16 protein-coding genes are annotated in these 16,756 nt (G+C 65.1%); 5 read left to right on the plus strand and 11 right to left on the minus strand.

Going from position 1 to position 16,756, the window contains the following annotated elements; translation table 11 throughout:
* The first annotated feature begins 37 nt into the window (after positions 1-37).
* Together JWN03_RS20170 and JWN03_RS20175 are read left to right on the plus strand one after the other, a co-directional pair.
* The gene (locus JWN03_RS20170) at positions 38-397 is read left to right on the plus strand and encodes a VOC family protein (RefSeq protein WP_297617134.1); all 360 of its coding nucleotides are present in this window, start codon (positions 38-40) and stop codon (positions 395-397) included.
* A gap of 111 nt (positions 398-508) precedes the next feature.
* Positions 509-1,330 carry an NAD(P)H-binding protein gene (locus JWN03_RS20175; RefSeq protein ID WP_297617137.1) on the plus strand — a complete coding sequence of 274 codons (822 nt, stop codon included), beginning with the start codon at positions 509-511 and terminating at the stop codon, positions 1,328-1,330.
* A 58-nt stretch (positions 1,331-1,388) separates the two neighbouring features.
* Here the strand turns inward: JWN03_RS20175 and JWN03_RS20180 are convergent, their stop codons facing one another.
* Entirely contained in the window at positions 1,389-2,015 is a 627-nt protein-coding gene (locus JWN03_RS20180) for a TetR/AcrR family transcriptional regulator (protein ID WP_297617140.1), read from the minus strand.
* A gap of 71 nt (positions 2,016-2,086) precedes the next feature.
* On the opposite strand from JWN03_RS20180, the gene JWN03_RS20185 reads away from it, so the two are divergent.
* Entirely contained in the window at positions 2,087-3,163 is a 1,077-nt protein-coding gene (locus JWN03_RS20185; protein ID WP_297617143.1) for an aldo/keto reductase, read from the plus strand.
* 23 nt (positions 3,164-3,186) lie between these two features.
* On the opposite strand, the gene JWN03_RS20190 is transcribed toward JWN03_RS20185, so the two are convergent.
* The 4 genes from JWN03_RS20190 to JWN03_RS20205 form a co-directional block, all read right to left on the minus strand.
* Complete coding sequence (locus JWN03_RS20190) at positions 3,187-3,552, minus strand: DoxX family protein (protein WP_297617145.1); 366 nt, start codon at positions 3,550-3,552, stop codon at positions 3,187-3,189.
* A 169-nt stretch (positions 3,553-3,721) separates the two neighbouring features.
* Positions 3,722-5,767 carry a M3 family metallopeptidase gene (locus JWN03_RS20195; RefSeq protein WP_297617148.1) on the minus strand — a complete coding sequence of 682 codons (2,046 nt, stop codon included), beginning with the start codon at positions 5,765-5,767 and terminating at the stop codon, positions 3,722-3,724.
* A 47-nt stretch (positions 5,768-5,814) separates the two neighbouring features.
* Positions 5,815-6,753 (minus strand): hypothetical protein, encoded by a 939-nt coding sequence (locus JWN03_RS20200; protein WP_297617151.1) that lies wholly within the window; start codon positions 6,751-6,753, stop codon positions 5,815-5,817.
* Positions 6,754-6,762: 9 nt separating this feature from the next.
* On the minus strand, positions 6,763-6,981 hold the full coding sequence (locus JWN03_RS20205; protein WP_297617154.1) for a hypothetical protein: 219 nt from the start codon (positions 6,979-6,981) through the stop codon (positions 6,763-6,765).
* Positions 6,982-7,035: 54 nt separating this feature from the next.
* Between JWN03_RS20205 and JWN03_RS20210 the strand changes: the two genes are divergently transcribed.
* The gene (locus tag JWN03_RS20210) at positions 7,036-7,410 is read left to right on the plus strand and encodes an avidin/streptavidin family protein (protein WP_297617157.1); all 375 of its coding nucleotides are present in this window, start codon (positions 7,036-7,038) and stop codon (positions 7,408-7,410) included.
* Between the two features lie 15 nt (positions 7,411-7,425).
* On the opposite strand, the gene narI is transcribed toward JWN03_RS20210, so the two are convergent.
* The 6 genes from narI to JWN03_RS20240 form a co-directional block, all read right to left on the minus strand.
* The gene (gene narI / locus JWN03_RS20215; RefSeq protein ID WP_297617159.1) at positions 7,426-8,160 is read right to left on the minus strand and encodes a respiratory nitrate reductase subunit gamma; all 735 of its coding nucleotides are present in this window, start codon (positions 8,158-8,160) and stop codon (positions 7,426-7,428) included.
* A complete protein-coding gene (gene narJ, locus JWN03_RS20220; RefSeq protein WP_297617161.1) occupies positions 8,157-8,795 on the minus strand; it encodes a nitrate reductase molybdenum cofactor assembly chaperone in 639 nt (212 codons plus the stop codon). The genes narI and narJ overlap by 4 nt, the downstream gene beginning before the upstream one ends.
* Positions 8,792-10,456: a nitrate reductase subunit beta gene (gene narH / locus JWN03_RS20225; protein ID WP_297617163.1), complete on the minus strand. Its 1,665-nt coding sequence runs from the start codon at positions 10,454-10,456 to the stop codon at positions 8,792-8,794. The genes narJ and narH overlap by 4 nt, the downstream gene beginning before the upstream one ends.
* Entirely contained in the window at positions 10,453-14,139 is a 3,687-nt protein-coding gene (locus JWN03_RS20230; RefSeq protein WP_297617165.1) for a nitrate reductase subunit alpha, read from the minus strand. Before JWN03_RS20230 ends, narH begins: the two co-directional genes overlap by 4 nt.
* A gap of 133 nt (positions 14,140-14,272) precedes the next feature.
* Positions 14,273-14,842 (minus strand): DUF308 domain-containing protein, encoded by a 570-nt coding sequence (locus tag JWN03_RS20235; protein ID WP_297617168.1) that lies wholly within the window; start codon positions 14,840-14,842, stop codon positions 14,273-14,275.
* A gap of 82 nt (positions 14,843-14,924) precedes the next feature.
* A complete protein-coding gene (locus JWN03_RS20240) occupies positions 14,925-15,839 on the minus strand; it encodes a LysR family transcriptional regulator (protein ID WP_297617171.1) in 915 nt (304 codons plus the stop codon).
* Between the two features lie 42 nt (positions 15,840-15,881).
* Here JWN03_RS20240 and JWN03_RS20245 point away from each other — a divergent pair, with 42 nt between their 5' ends.
* The gene (locus JWN03_RS20245) at positions 15,882-16,754 is read left to right on the plus strand and encodes a malate:quinone oxidoreductase (RefSeq protein ID WP_441343030.1); all 873 of its coding nucleotides are present in this window, start codon (positions 15,882-15,884) and stop codon (positions 16,752-16,754) included.
* The last annotated feature ends 2 nt before the right edge of the window (positions 16,755-16,756 follow it).

The raw sequence follows: 16,756 nt of genomic DNA on the forward strand, positions 1-16,756 counted from the left end.
GCCGAAGCGGGTGACCGCGCGCTGCTAGCGTCGTTCCATGATCAATGGTGCGCACACCATCATCTACGCCGCCGACGCCGACCGCGCGCGAGCATTCTTCCGGGATGTGCTGAAGCTGCCGAACGTGGATGCGGGCGGCGACTGGCTCATCTTCAAGTCGCCGCCCGCCGAATTGGCTGTCCATCCGGCCGCGGCGCCCGAGAGCGGTATGGCCGCGGTCTACTTCATGTGCGACGACCTCGAGGCCACCGTGGCGGAGCTGCGGGCCGAGGATGTCGAGTTCACCTCGGAGATCACCCAGGAACGCTGGGGCCGGATCACCAGCTTCCTGGTGCCGGGCGCGGGTGAGGTCGGCCTGTATCAGCCGCTGCACCCGGTCGCCTACGACCTGGAATGATCCGCCTGCACCAATGTATGTTTTGCGTCTAATATGCTCCACCCGTTGAATTTTCGTGTATTCCTGGAGTTCGGTAGCCCATCCGGGAACCACTGATGAGGGGTTGTGAGCATGATTTTGGTGACGGGTGCCACCGGCAATGTCGGCGCGGATCTGGTGCAGTCCTTGGCCGGCGGCGCGGAACCGGTCCGGGCGCTGGTGCGCGACCCGCAGCGCGCCACCCTGCCCGCCGATGTCGGCGCTGTCGCCGCCGATCTGACCGCACCGGACACGCTGGGGCCAGTGTTCGATGGTGTGCGCGCATTGTTCCTGCTGCCCGGTTATCCGGGTGTGGCCGAGGCCGCGGCGAAGGCGGGCGTCGAGCACATCGTGCAGCTTTCGGGGGTGTCCGCGGCAACCGGGGACACCGGCAATGCTGTGACGCGGTACATGATGGCCTCCGAAAAGGAGGTCACCGAATCCGGTGCGTCCTGGACGATCCTGCGCCCCTGCGCCTTCGACGCCAACGCCCTGCGCTGGCTCCCCCAACTGCAAGCCGGCAACATCGTGCGCGCCAATTTCCCCGAAGTCCGCACCGCGTCCCTGGATTCCTACGACCTCGCAGCCGTCGCCGCGCACGCCCTCCTGGAAGACACCTACAACGGTGAAATCCTTTGGCCCACAGGCCCCGAACCGCTACGCCCCGCCGACCAGATCGCCATCCTCGCCGAAGTCCTAGGCCGCGACCTGCAGTGCGTCGGTCTTACCGACGACGAAGCGCGCACCGACATGCTCCGCAACACCCCGGTCGAATACGTCGACGCCTTCTTCGACTTCTACGTCAAAGGCGCCATCGACGAATCCATAGTCCGCCCCACCGTCGAGGAGATCACCGGCCGCGCACCCCGAACCTTCGCCCAGTGGGCCACAATCCACGCCGAAGCATTCCGCTGAGCAACTGGTACGTCTGTCCCGTCCGAGCTCGATCATCTCGCCCGCCAGGCGAATACGCTCAGGCAGTCTCGATCTTCCGGGTGGCCTCAGGTTCCGGGCGGAGGGCCGGCTCGATGTTGTCGAGCAGCTGGTCGGCGTAGTCGGCGTTGATGGGCGCGCCGCTGACCAGGAGGCGGTAGTAGAGGGCGCCGTAGATCATGTCGATGATGATGTCGGCGTCCAGGCGCTGGCGGAATTCGCCTGCCTCGATGGCTTTCGAGATGAGAGCGTGGGCGCCGGCGCGGCGGGTGGCGATGAAGCGTTCGCGGAGCGCCGTGGCCAGTTCGGGGTCGTGCTGGCTGGCGGCGACGAGAGCCACAAAAGGGCGGCGCGCTCGAGGAGCGTTCATCAGGGTGGCCACCTGACGCACTTGGGTTCGGAGGTTGGTCAGGGCATTGCCGTCGGCGGGAAATTCCAGTTTGAGGCTGGTGGCTTCGGCGAAGGCGTCCATGAGTACCGCTGCCTTATTGGGCCACCAGCGGTAGATGGTGTTCTTGCTGACGCCGGCGCTGCGGGCGATGTCGTCGACGGTCAGGCCGGGGAGGCCCTTATCGGTGAGTAGCTCGCGCGCCGCGGTGAGGACTGCTTGGCGTGCGCGTTCGCTACGTGGCCTGCCGGGGGTGGCGGGTTCACCGGGTGTTGTCATGATGACCAGCTTACTATTACGATACTGAACGTGCAGTATCGTAATGAGAAATTGATCGACACGGAGGCATCATGACGCTCGACACCTACTACACGCTGGGCCGTTCGGGACTGCGGGTCAGCCCACTCGCCTTGGGCACCATGACTTTCGGGCAGTCGGACTGGGGTGCGGATGCCGAAACCTCGGGGCAGATCTTCGACGCCTACCTCGAGGCGGGCGGCAATTTCGTCGACACCGCGAACGTCTACAGCGGCGGCGCCAGTGAGGAGCTGGTCGGAAAACTACTCGCCGAGCGCGGGGTTCGGGATCGCACGGTGCTGTCCACCAAGTTCACCCTCGGACCACGGCCCGGTGACCCGAATCTGGCGGGCAACGGCCGCAAAGCCATGTTGCGCTGCCTGGAGGATTCGCTGCGCCGGCTCGGCACCGAGTACATCGATCTCTACATCATGCACGCGTGGGACGGTCTGACCCCGGTGGAAGAGGTGATGCGCGGGCTGGACGATCTGGTCTCCTCGGGCAAGGTGCGCTACGTCGCGTTCTCGGATGTCCCCGCCTGGTACGCCGCGCGCGCCCAGACCCTGGCCGAATGGCGCGACTACGCGCCGCTGATCGCGCTGCAGTTGGAATACTCGCTCACCGAGCGCGGACTCGAATACGAATTCCCTGCCCTGGCACAGGAATTGGGCATGGGACTGATGACGTGGGGTCCGCTGGCCAAGGGCCTGCTGTCGGGCAAGTACTCCGCCGATGCCTCGGCCGCCGAGGATCTGCCCGACGGACGCGTCAAAGTCGCTGCCATCCACCGGCCTTCGCAGGACAACCGCAGCGAGCGCAATTGGCGCATCGTGACCGAACTGGCCGCGGTGGCCAAGGAGATGGGCCGCAGTCCAGCGGAAGTTGCCGTGAACTGGGTGGCCAACCGGCCTGCCGTGGGATCAGTTCTCTTGGGCGCCAGCAAGCTTCACCAGATCCAGTCGACCGTGACGTCCCTCGACTTCACACTGCCGGAGGAACTGCGCGACCGGCTGGACGAGGTCAGCGCTCCCCCGGCGGCCGTGCCCTACAGCTTCTTGACCTTGCTGCAAGGCGGTCTCAATGCCGATATCCGGAACAAGCGGGGCGGATACAACACGACGGCCCGCTGAGAGCTTGCTCCGATACGTTCGCGCTACAGCCAGGTGGTCGCGAGCCAAGCGGCAACGCAGGCAAGGGCGAGCAGGAAGATATTCAGCCCGATCACCTTGAACTCGCGCCGGCTGATATGCAACGCCAGCCCGCCGACCTGCACCACTGCGAGCCCGATCGCTGCCACCAGGGCGAGCACCGGCGCGATACCGGTCAGCGGCGGCAGGATCAGCCCCAGCGCACCGAGCACCTCCAGCGTGCCGATCCCGCGCACGAAGCTCATCGGCACCGTATCGATCCAGCCCATCATCGGCCGCAGTTTTTCCTTGGACCGCACCATTTTGGTCCCACCGGAATACAGGTAGAACACGGCCAGCACAGCGGCAACGATCCAATACGCCACGCTCATTCAGCACATCCCTTTGGTCACGAGTTGTCGGGAGTCACCCTATAGAAGCTCAGGTCATGACCGGGTCCTCGTGGTTCCGGGTCTCCCTTCATTTCCCCGAGGCGGAACCGAGTCGACAAGGACGCGCTTATCCACTGATCGATGATCTGCGCATATTCGGGAGCGTTCGCTAGGTGGTCAGTCCACGCCGGACCAGGAGCGGCTGGATTTCCGGTGCCCGGCCTCGGAAGGATTCGAAGGCGGTGAGGGGATCCACGGAACCGCCTCGGGACAGCAGGCCGCGGCGGAATTGTTCGCCCTTCTCGCGAATGGTTGCCGCGCCGTCTTCGAACCATTCGACGGTGTCGGCGTCGAGTACTTCACTCCAGATGTAGGAGTAGTAGCCGGCGCCGTAGCCGCCCGCGAAGATATGGGCGAAATAGCCGGTGCGGTAGCGGGGCGGGATTGCGGCGAGGGCGAGCCCGGCCTTGTGCAGCGCGGATTCTTCGAAGAGTTCGGCGTCGATATCGGAGGTCTGGTCGGTGGTAATGCGGTGCCAGGCCCAGTCCAGGAGAGTCGCACCGAGGTATTCGACGGTGCGGAAGCCTTCGCCGAATCGTTCTGCGGCGACACGCTTTTCGATCAGCTCGGCGGGCATGGGCTCGCCGGTCTCGACGTGGTGGGCGTAGTTCGCCAGGATTTCGGGCCGGGCCGCCCACATCTCATTGACCTGGGAGGGGAATTCCACGAAATCGCGGGGCACCTGGGTGCCGGAGAAGAACGGGTACTGGACATCCGAGAACAGACCGTGCAGCGCGTGCCCGAATTCGTGGAAGAGGGTGCGGACGTTGTCCCAGGTCAGTAGTGCCGGGTCACCGGTGGGCGGCTTGACGATATTCAGATTGTTGATCACCACCGCCTGGGTGCCCTCCAGGCCGGACTGGCTGACGAGCGAGTTCATCCAGGCGCCACCACGTTTGGACGGGCGGGCGAAGAAATCGCCGAGGAACAGGCCCAGACCGCTGCCGTCGGTGTCGAAGACTTCGAAGACCCGGACCTCGGGGTGATAGCCAACCAGGTCCTGACGCTCCTGGAAAGTGATGCCGTAAACCTGCTGCGCGGCATAGAAAACGCCGTCGCGCAGGACGCGTTCGAGCTCGAGGTAGGGGCGCAGCGCATCGGCATCCACCGAGAACCGTTCGGCCCGTACCTTTTCCGACCAGTACAGCCAGTCCCAGGAGTGCAGTTCACCCGCCGCGGGGTCGACAGCACGCATGGCCACCGTCAACTCGGCTGCTTCGCGCTCGGCATTGGCGACGGCGGGCCCGATCAAGCGGGTGAGCATCTCCTCGACCGCCTCCGGCGTCTTCGCCGTCTGGTCGGCCACGATGTATGCGGCATGGTCCGGGTAGCCGAGCAGCGCGGCGCGTGCGGCGCGCAGGCTCGCGATCCGGCCCGCGAGTTCACTATTGGCGCTGCTGGAACCGAAACCACGGCCGAGCGAGGCCATCATCATCCGGTGCCGCACATCGCGGTCGGCCAGATCGGCGAGGACCGGCTGGTTGGAGACGTTCTGCAGGCTCAGCGCCCACTCCCCCTCGTGTCCCAGTGACCGGGCGTTCTCGGCTGCCGCGGCCACCGCGGTGGGAGTGAGCCCGGCGAGCTGCTCCTCGGTGTCCAGCAGCAGGGTGGCGGCATTCGTGGCTGCCAGGATGTTGTGCCCGAACTCGGTTGTCGCCGAGGCCAACTCCATATTCCAGGCCCGCAGCTGGTCCTGCTCGGTGTCGTTCAACGCGGCGCCCGCCCGGACGAATCGGGTGTGATAACGGTCGAGCAGCCGCGACTCCTCGGCGCTCAGACCCAGGCTGTCGCGCTGTTCGTAGAGCGACCGGATGCGGGCGAAGAGCTGGGGGTTCAGCAGCATCGCATCACTGAGCGCGGCGAGTTTGGGCGACAGCTCTGCCTCGATCGGCTCTGTCTCCTTGGTGGAGTCCGAGGAGGCGATATTGAAGAACACATTGGCGACCCGCGTCAGCACGGCCCCCGAACGCTCCAGCGCCACGACCGTATTCGCGAAGGTCGGCGCGTCCGACTCGGCGGCGATGGCGTTGATCTCGTCCAGCGTCTCGGCCATGCCCGCCTCGAAGGCGGGAAGATAGTGCTCCGCGCGGATCTCCGCGAACGGCGGCAGCTGGTACGGCAGGGTGCTGGGTTCGAAGAACGGGTTGCTCGTCACCACCGAACCCTATGCCGGAACCGTGCGGGAGGCCCACCGAACCCGGGTCAGTCGAGCCGTGCGGCCGTCTCCTCGATGATCTTCAGCAGGTCGCCCTGGCGGGCGCTGTGCTCGGCGGCCCGGGCGACGGCGGCGAGCTTCTCGTCATCCCAGACCGGCAGTTCGAACAGGAGCTGCCGGCTCTCCGGCGACATGAGCGCGGCAACGGGAATCATCTCGGCCCAGGCATTTTCGCGGTGCACCGACTCCACCATGTGGGTGAGCAGCTCCGGGCCCAGGCCTGCGGTCACCTCGGACACGCGGGTCAGCGTCTTATCGCTGACGAACTGCAGGAAGGTGAACGCCTCGGCGAACCGGTCCTGGTCGTGGGCGGCCTGCAGGATTTCGCGAATGCGGTGCTCGGGCAGCTCCGCCAGCACCACGTCGAAACGATCGGCGACGGTGTCGAGTTCGGCATTGAAACCGACCTGCAGCAGGTCTTCGCCGGAGTGGATGTGCGGAACCACCTCCAGCAGCTGCTCATTGGTAGCGGCCACCAGGAAGCGCGCCAGGGTTACATAGTCCTTGCGCCGCACCATCTCCTGCATGACCGGTACGAGCACATCGGTATCGAAGGCCTGGACGATGGGAGCGGCAGCGGTGGGATCCACGTAGGGCGCGGTATCGGCGAGGAACGTCGTCGGCACATGACCGATGAGTGCCACCGCGCGTTCGGGCGAGAGCGAGGTGGCGATCATCCCGCACAGCATGGGCCCGAAGAATCTGGTGGCAATGGCGATGGCGAGCGTATTCGGTATCAGCGCACTGACTTTCGCCAGACGTTCGAACATGGGCCGATACGGGGAGTCCAGCGCGTGGTGCATGCTCTGGCGCACCCGCCGGATCGCCACGGGATCACTCTCGAGCAGGAAGCCCAGCTCGTCCGGCGCGGTGTGCAGTTCCCGCGCGAGTTTCACCACCTCCGCGCGCCCGGCCAGACTCGTCATCGATTCGCCTCAGAAGAACAGCATGCGGCGCGCTGCGGGCCGCAGCAGCCGCGGAACCAGGGTGAGCCCATTGTCGATGGCCACGCTCAAATCGCGCTTGCGTTGATCCCGGGCACGTTCGAATGCGGTACGCAACATGGAATATTCGTCGTCGTCGAGATCGCCCAGCGCCACGAGATTCGCGCGCGAAACGCGACTGACAGTAACCAGTCGATCGATCTCCGACACGCCGCCCAGCGTATCCGAATTAGCCTCGCACTATCCGGGTATACGTGAGCTGTGATGAATTTGAACTGGAATGGCTCCTGGGTCAACGAGTACGGATCACGATTGACGATCACCGACGATGGGAACGGCCGGTTGACCGGCACGTTCGAGACGGCATTGGGCGACAGCGCCTTCGCTGCCGCCGCGGTGCCGATCATCGGCCTGCACAGCGGCCCGTGTGTGCAGTTCTCGTTCGTCGCGGAGGGCGATATCGCCAGCATCTGCTCGTTCACCGGGCTGCTGCGTGAGGGGAAGCTCCATGCCGCCTGGCATGTGGTGTCCGACGAGGCGATCAAGCCGCCCTATCCGGGAGCAGAGCCCAAGTTGATGGCGCTGCCGTGGGCGCATGCCGTGCTCACCAATAGCGACACCTTCACTCGCACAAGCTGAATTGGGCGTGCGGTGCTACTGGACCCTTTCCCAACCACGTGGCGGGCGCTGCGTGCCCAGGGACTCGTCGCGGCTGCGGTAGACGATGTACGGCCGGGTCAGGTAGCCGACCGGGGCGGAGAACACATGCACCAGACGGCTGAACGGCCAGAATGCGAAGAGTGCGCAGGCGCAGAGCGCGTGCAACCGGAAACCCAGTGGTGCGGAGACCATGAGTTCCGGCTTCGGCTGGAAATAGAAGATGGAGCGGAACCAGGGCGCGATGTCTTCGCGGTAGTTGTGCGCGTGGCCGGTCAGATTGCCGTACAGCGTCGCACCGAGGCCGAGGGCCAGGGTGAGGCCCAGCAGGACGTACATCATTTTGTCGTTGCGGGTGGTCGCGGAGAACACCGGGCCGACGGTCCGGCGCCGATAGATCAGGATGAGCAACCCGGCCACCGTGGCCACACCCGCGACGGCGCCGAGGCTGAATGATGCCGCGTGATACATGCTTTCGCTGATCCCGACGGCATCGGTCCAGGACTCCGGAATCAGCAGGCCGATGACGTGCCCGAGGAAGACGAAGATTATCCCGTAGTGGAACAGCGGACTGCCGAGCCGCAGCAGCCGGTTCTCGTAGATCTGCGAGGAGCGGGTGGTCCAGCCGAACTTGTCATAGCGATATCGCCAGAACAGGCCCACCACGCAGATGGCCAGCGCGGCATAGGGAACCGCCACCCAGAGCAGTACGTCCTTGGCGCTGAGCGTCATCGCCGGGCTCCGATCACCTGCGGCATGTAGGTGGGCGGTGCGAACGGTTCGAGGCCGACTTCCTCACCGGGCGGTCCCGCCGCGACGAGTCGTGTGATGGCGTCGTGTTCGTCTCCCCGCAGGGCAGGCAGAGTCGCACAGAGTGATTCGAGAACACCCGTCCACGGCGACTGAGCATCGCGCAGGGCCAGGCGCATGACCTCGATACCCGCGCGGTGTTCCTCGAGCAGCTGTTGCCCCTGGTCCGGGTACGCGGAGGCGAATTCCAGCACCACACACAGGTGATCGGACAACTCACCGTCGTCGAGCACCAGCCCGGAAGCGCGATAGAGCTGTTTGAATTTCAGCAACGCCATTCCCCGTTTGCGGGTATCCCCGTACAGGAACCAGGTCAGGTACGGGCTGAACCGCTTGCGATGATCGAACGTCTCGACGTATTCGGTTGCCAGCGTGAGTGGTTGGCTGCGTTCGAGATGATTCAGCAGTGGCTGCAAAGGTGCGCCAACCTCCTCGGGCAGCGCCGAGGCCGTCCTGCACAGCAGCGACAGCGAATCCAGCAGCCGCTCATCGGGATATCCGAGCAGCATCGACTGCACCTGCCACGCTCCGGAACGTGCAGAATCGGTCAGTTTCATTTCCGATGCCTCCCGCCGTTGGTCTGTGGCATGAGCCCGTCCGGGGTGCCCCGGCCGTCCCAGTTGAGCAGGTTGACTCGCCCGGCTCCTTCGATCGACGCCCCGGTATCGGCGGTCTGGCGTTCCTGCAGCATGCGGAAGTTCTCCACCGCAACGGGAGTCGGATGGCCGGAGCTCTCACCGAACGGGCCCGAGCCGGTCATGCCGGGTCCGCCGTCGTAGTCGAGGCTGCAGTCCGTGGCCAATTCCTCCAGCCCGTGCGCCTGTTCGGCGTGTGCGGGTGGAATGACATAGCGCGCCTCGTATTTGGCGAGCGCCAGCAGCCGGTACATGTCGTAGAGGTCTTCTTCGCTCATCCCGACCTTGGCGGCGATCTCCGGGCGCGCCTCGCGGCCCAGATTCAGATCACGCATATAGCTGCGCATGGCGGCCAATCGGCGCAGCACAGCGTCGACCGGCGCCGGATCGCCCGCGCTGAACAGCTCGGCCAAATATTCGACCGGGATGCGCAGCGCCTCGATGGCGGCGAACAGATTTCCGTGATCCTCGGCATCGTGGCCGGTATCGCGCAGGGAGTCGACCACCGGCGAGAGCGGCGGGATGTACCAGACCATCGGCACCGTCCGGTATTCCGGATGCAGCGGCAGCGCCACGCGATACTTGCGGATGAGGGCGTATACCGGCGAATTCTGCGCGGCCTGCACCCAGTCGCGGGGGATGCCGGCCCGCTCGCAGGCGGCAATCACGGTGGGGTCGAACGGGTCCAGGAAGGCATCGCGCTGGGCGGCGTAGAGATCCTTCTCGTTCGGGGTCGCCGCGACCTCCGACACCGTGTCGGCGTCGTACAGCATCAGGCCGATGTAGCGCAGGCGTCCCACACAGGTCTCCGCGCACACCGTCGGCAGTCCGACCTCCAGGCGCGGGAAGCAGAACGTACATTTCTCGGCCTTGCCGGTGCGGTGATTGAAGAACACCTTCTTGTACGGGCAGCCGGAGACGCACATGCGCCAGCCGCGGCATTTGTCCTGATCCACCAGCACGATGCCGTCCTCGGCGCGCTTGTAGATCGCGCCGGACGGACAGGAGGCCGCGCACGCCGGGTTCAGGCAGTGCTCGCAGATGCGTGGCAGATAGAACATGAAGGTGCGGTCGAATTCGAACTTCACCTTGTCGCCGACCTGCTTCAGCAGCGGATCGCCCTGGGTCAGTTCCGGTGCGCCACCGAGATTGTCGTCCCAGTTGGCCGACCAGGTGATCTTGGTGTCCTGACCGGTGATCAGCGATTTCGGCCGCGCCACCGGCGTGTGCTTCTGCACCGGTGCCGTGGTGAGCGTCTCGTAGTCGTAGGTCCACGGCTCGTAGTAGTCCGACAGCTCCGGCAGGACCGGATTGTCGAAGATGGTGAACAGCTTGCGCATCCGCCCGCCGCCGCGCAGTTTCAACCGGCCCTTGCGATCGACCGACCAGCCGCCGCGCCACCTGGTCTGATCCTCATAGGTGCGCGGATACCCTTGCCCCGGACGAGTTTCCACATTGTTGAACCAGACGTACTCGACACCTGCGCGATTGGTCCACGTTTGTTTGCAGGTGACCGAGCAGGTGTGACAGCCGATGCACTTGTCGAGGTTCATCACCATCGCCATCTGCGCCATGGGTTTCATCGGTACTCCACCTCCTGGCTGCGACGGCGGATGACCGTCACTTCGTCGCGCTGATTGCCGGTCGGGCCGAGATAGTTGAAGGCGAAGGACAATTGGGCGTACCCGCCGATGAGATGCGTGGGTTTGATGAGCAGGCGGGTCAGCGAATTGTGGATGCCGCCGCGTTTGCCGGAGGCCTCCGCGAGGGGGACGTCGATGAGGCGGTCCTGGGCGTGGTGCATGTAGACGGTGCCCTCGGGCATGCGGTAGGACACCACCGCGCGGGCCACGACGACACCGTTGCGGTTGACGGCCTCGATCCAATCATTGTCCGCGATACCGAGTTTCGCGGCATCGAGATTCGACATCCAGATGGTGGGACCGCCTCGGGAGAGACTGAGCATGAACAGGTTGTCCTGATACTCGGAGTGGATGGACCACTTCGAATGCGGCGTCAGATAACGCAGCGTCAGGCCCTGCGCGCCGTGCTCGCCCAGCTGTGGTTCGGCGAACAGGGCGGTCATATTGAGGGGTGGACGGTAGACCGGCAGTTGCTCGCCGACCTCCTCCATCCAGTCGTGGTCGAGATAGAAGTGCTGGCGGCCGGTGAGAGTGTGCCAGGGCTTGTTCCGCTCCACATTCACCGTGAACGGCGAGTACCGGCGGCCACCGGATTCCGAACCGGACCACTCCGGGGAGGTGATGACCGGGACCGGCGCGACCTGGGTGTCGGCGAAGGTGATCTGCTTGCCCTCGTGCTCGGCGGACAGATCGGCGAGTGCGGTACCTGTGCGCTTTTCGAGAGTGCGGAAACCCTGGGTTGCCAAGTGCCCGTTGGTGGTTCCCGACAGCGCCAGAATCGCTTCGCAGGCATCGATATCGCGGACCAGGGAGGGGCGGCCATCGGCCGGGCCTCCGCGCACTGTGCCGTTCTTGCGGCCGAGGTATTCGATCTCGCGCTCTACCTGATAGGTGATGCCCTTGGTCGTGGCGCCGAGCTTGTCGAGCAGCGGGCCGATGGCGCTCATCTTGGCGTGCACGGCCGCATAGTCGCGTTCGACGACCGTCAGGCGCGGCATGGTGACACCCGGAATCGGTTCGCACTCACCGGTTTTCCAGTCGCGGACCACGCCGTGCGGGTTCGCCATCTCATCCGGGGTGTCGTGCAGTAGCGGCGTCGCGACCAGGTCCTTGCGCACACCCAGATGCTTGCGTGCCAGCTTGCTGAACTCCGCGCCGATGGTCATGAACGCATCCCAGTCGGTGCGGGTCTGCCACGGCGGTGCGATGGCCGGGCTGAAGGAGTGCACAAACGGGTGCATATCGGTGGAGGACAGGTCGTGCTTCTCGTACCAGGTCGCGGCGGGCAGCACCACGTCGGAGAAGATCGTGGTGCTGGTCATTCGGAAGTCCAGTGTCAGAAGCAGATCCAGCTTTCCGGTCGGGGCTTCCTCATGCCAGACGACTTCCTTGGGCCGTGACTCCGGCGGCGCTTCTTCGGCGCGCAGCGAAGAGTCCGCGCCCAGTAGATGTTTGAGGAAGTACTCATTGCCCTTGGCCGAGGAACCCAGCAGATTCGAGCGCCAGATGGTCAGCAGTCGCGGGAAGTTGCGCGGCTCGTCGGGATCCTCACAGGCGAACCGCAGCTCCCCCGATTTGAGTTGCGACACAATGTGATCCGCCGGTGCCACCCCCGCTTCCTCCGCCTCGTCCACCAGGTCCAGAGGATTGCGGTCGAAGGTCGGGAAGGACGGCATCCAGCCCATGCGCGCGGTCTGCGCGATGAGATCCGCGGTGGAGCGGCCCGTGAATCGACCGGCGCCATTGGTGGTCGTGAGGGTATCCGCGCTGAACGGGTCGTACCGGAACTGATCGGTGTGCAGATACCAGTAGGCCGTCTGAATCATCTGCCGCGGCGGGCGCGTCCAGTCCAGCGCATTGGCGACCTGCGCCCAGCCGGTGACCGGCCGGCACTTCTCCTGGCCGACGTAATGCGCCCAGCCACCGCCGTTCACACCCTGACAGCCGGTGAGCGTGGTCAGCGCCAGGAAGGTCCGATAGATGGTGTCGGAGTGGAACCAATGATTGGTGCCCGCACCGAGAATGATCATGGACCGGCCGTTCGACTCCTCCGCATTGGCGGCGAATTCGCGGCCGATGCGTGCGGCGACCTGCGCCGGAACGCCGGTGATGGTCTCCTGCCAGGCGGGCGTGCCCGGCTGGGTCGCATCCTCGTATCCGGTCGGCCACTCCCCCGGCAATCCAGGTCGGTACACCCCGTACTGCGCCAGCATCAGATCCAGCACCGTGGTGACCAGATGTCCGCCGATGGTGCGCACGGGCACGCCGCGCACAAGATCGGCGGCCGAACCGTCGCCCGTGTCGAACCTGGGCAGTGTCACCTGCACCGCGTCCTGCCCGTCCATGGACAGCAGCGGCTGCACGTCCTCGAGTTGCAGATTCCACTTGCCGAGGCCCTCGTCACCGTAGCGGAAACCCAGGGAACCATTGGGCACCAACGGTTCTCCGTCACCATCCAGCAGGACCGTCTTGAATTCCGCATTCGCCTCGCTCGCGAATTCGGGGAGATCGGCGGCGGTGAGGAACTTGCCGGGGCGGAATCCGTCCTCTGTCTGCTCCAGCCGCACCAGGAACGGCAGATCGGTGTAGCGGCGGACGTACTGCTGGAAGTAGGGCACCTGCCGGTCGACGAAGAACTCGCGCAGGATCACATGACCCATGGCGAAACCCAGTGCGCCGTCGGTGCCCGGGTGCGGGGCCAGCCATTCATCGGCGAACTTCACATTGTCGGCGTAGTCCGGGGCGATGGAGATGACCTTCTGGCCGCGGTAGCGCGCTTCGGCCATCCAATGTGCGTCCGGGGTACGGGTCACCGGGACATTCGAACCCCACATGATGAGATAGCCCGCGTCCCACCAGTCTCCGGACTCGGGGACATCGGTCTGGTCACCGAATACCTGCGGTGAGGCCACCGGTAGGTCGGCGTAGAAGTCGTAGAACGAGAGCATCGCGCCGCCGATGAGCGACATGAACCGGGAGCCGGCCGCGAAGGACGCCATCGACATGGCGGGAATCGGCGAGAACCCGGCAATGCGATCGGGTCCGTACGCCTTGATGGTGTGCACGTGCGCGGCGGCAATGAGTTCCACCGCTTCGTCCCAGCTCGCGCGGACGAGTCCGCCGCGGCCGCGCAGGCTCTTGTAGAGGCGCGACTGTTCCGGGTCCGAGACAATCGATTCCCACGCCAGCACGGGATCTCCGGTGCGCCGCTTGGCTTCCCGGTACATCTCCAGCAACACCCCGCGAATGTAGGGATAGCGCACCCGGGTCGGCGAATAGGTGTACCAGGAGAAGGCCGCGCCGCGCGGACAGCCGCGGGGTTCGTACTCGGGGCGGTCAGGGCCGGTGGTGGGATAGTCGGTGGCCTGGGTTTCCCAGGTGATGATGCCGTCCTTGACGAACACCTTCCACGAACACGAGCCGGTGCAGTTCACGCCGTGCGTGGACCGCACCACTTTGTCGTGGGACCAGCGGTCACGATAGAAGTCGTCGGCTTCCCGTCCGCCTCTGAGGTATTCGCTGCGCAGATCCGGTGACATGTCCGCCCGGGTGAAGAACCGCCTCGCCTTGATCAGCGCCTCGGTCAACTCCCCGTCCAGCACAGTGCCGTTCTTGCGCGCCATCCGCCCTACCTCTCACCGTGACCGGGCGGCGTCTCGTCGCACGATCTCCTCGAGCACACGAATAGCCGAAACCGTACCGGCAAATATCGGGCAATTGGGGAATTCGGGAGGTGTCGGCGGAATCCGATCGCGGTCAGGCAGTCTGGGCCATGCCGGTGCGTTCCACGCGCGCGGCGGTGGACATCTCGGTGATGCCGAGAACGACCGTGAACAACCCGACCGCCACCGAGAGCGAAACCGTCGACTGGAACGGCCCGACCGCGACCACGGCGCCTACCACCGTCGTGCACAGCCCGAATACCTCTTGCCAGCCCGAACCGGTGAACTCGTCCGACCAGGCCGCGACAATTGCCTGCACAACCCCGCGGACCATCCAGCCCATACCGATCCACAAGGCCAGCAACAGCACCCACTGACCGCTGTTGATGCACCACAGGGCCAGCAGCAGCGCCGTCAGCCCGCTGAAGAATTCCAGCACCTTCAGGGGGGTCGCGATATTTGCACCGAATGCCACGACGAACTGCACGCCGGCGGTGGCCAGCAGGACCAGTCCGCACAGGATGCCCTCGACCACCTCGGACTTGTTCGGCCAGACCGCCAGCGTGACTCCCACCAGAACCGAACATCCGCCCACGACCAGCAGTGCCTGCCACGCCCAGTCGGCAAACACCGCGGTACGCCCCTCGATCCGATTGGTGGGCATAGAACAATGATATGACCGAATAGTCCAGATAATCGGAGGACTGCGGATCCCGCACGTCTGCACGGCATGCCGGGCGGGTCAGCTAAGACGCCGCATTGTCGATGTACACCATGGCGTGCGTGGCGAGGTAGTTGTGCAGGCGGGCGACGGCGGGGGTCGGCCGATGGTTGCCGGAGACCAGGCCGATGCTGCGATCGCGGGGACCGGCGAGCGCGATGCGATGCAGGTCGGGGTGCGGGGTTTCGGGCTCGGGCAGGAGGGCGATGCCGAGGCCGTGTGCGACGAAGGCTCGCAGGGTTTCGAATTCGGTGATCTCGAACGGCACCTGCGGAATGAATCCGGCCTCCGCGCACCAGGAGTCGAGGAGGTGGCGCAGATGGTAGGTCGGCGGGTTGGCGATGAAGGATTCGCCGACCAGGTCCTCGAGGTCGACAGCGTCCCGATCGGCGAGCCGGTGCGTGCGGGCGACATAGAGGTGAATGCGCTGATGGCCCAGCACTGTTGCCGGTAGATCGGTCGGCGCGGGGATCATGACCGCAAGGTCGAGCCGCCCCTCCCGGACCTGGGCGGCGAGTGCTTCACCGTGAGCTTGCACCAGGTGCAAACGGATTCGCGGTGCACTGCTGTGGAAGTCGGCGAGCAGTGACGGGATGCTGACCGGGCCCAATGTGAGTGGGAAACCGAAGCGCACCAGGCCGCTCTCCGGGTCGGCATTGCTGCGCACCACACTCACCGCATCGTCGAGCGCACGAACCAGGTTCTGGGTGCGCTCGAACAGCTCGCGCCCCGCCGGGGTGAGGGTGACACCTCGGCCTGCCGGTTGGAATAGCTGCACACCGAGGGTCTTCTCGACGGTCTGCAATCGACGACTCAGCGACGACTGCGGTATGCCCAGAACCTCTGCGGCGCGTGTGATGTGCCCCTCGCCGGCGGCCGCATCGAAGGCAGCCAGCAGCGGCGCGAGCGCCTCCACCTCGGCCGACAGGTATCCATCCATATTCGGATGATATGCGCTTGAAATCGACATTGGACGGATGAGATGTCGCGGCGTGACGATGTCCTCAGGACCACACACCAGGAGGCACCCGACGGGCTCTGGACCGTGCGCGGCCGGGATCGGAATACCAAGCAGCGCTTCACTGTCCGCGCGCGGTTCGTGTTCGTCGGGGCGGGCGGGTACGCACTCGAGCTGCTACAGAAGGCGCGGATTCCCGAGGTTCAGGGTTATGCGGTGTTCCCCTTCGGCGCTCAGTTCCCGCGCACCGACAACCCCGAAATCGTCGATCAGCACGATGCAAAGGTCTACAGCCAAGCCGCGCTCGGTGCTCCGCCCATGTCGGTACCGCATCTCGACAAGCGGTTGGTCGACGGGCGCGAATCGCTCTTGTTCGGGCCCTACGCGACATTCAGCACGCGGCTGCTCAAACACGGCCGCCTGGTCGATCTGTTCACGACCTTGCGCCTGCGCAATGTCGGCGTACTGCTCGCGGTCGGAGTTCAGAATCTGGCGCTCGTCGGCTATCTGATCGGGCAATTATTGTCCACGCGGCGACGGAAATTCGCACAGCTGCAACGCTTCTACCCTGCGGCTGATCCTGCGGACTGGTATCCGGTGCAGGCCGGTCAGCGGGCGCAGCTGGTCAAACCCGATCCGCACAAGATCGGTGTACTGACCTTCGGCACCGAACTGGTGACCGGTGCGGACGGGACGATCGCGGGCCTGCTGGGCGCCTCCCCCGGTGCGTCGACGGCACCGGCCATCATGATCGACCTGCTGAATCGGTGCTTCCCCGAGCAGCAGCTGCAGTGGGAGTCGGCGGTACACAAGATGATGCCCACCGTCGACTCCGATCAGCATTCGGTCGACGCCTACTTGGCTCGAACGGGTGAAACCCTCAGACTGGCACCGTAATT

This window comes from Nocardia sp. (assembly GCF_025465275.1).
GTDB lineage: Bacteria > Actinomycetota > Actinomycetes > Mycobacteriales > Mycobacteriaceae > Nocardia.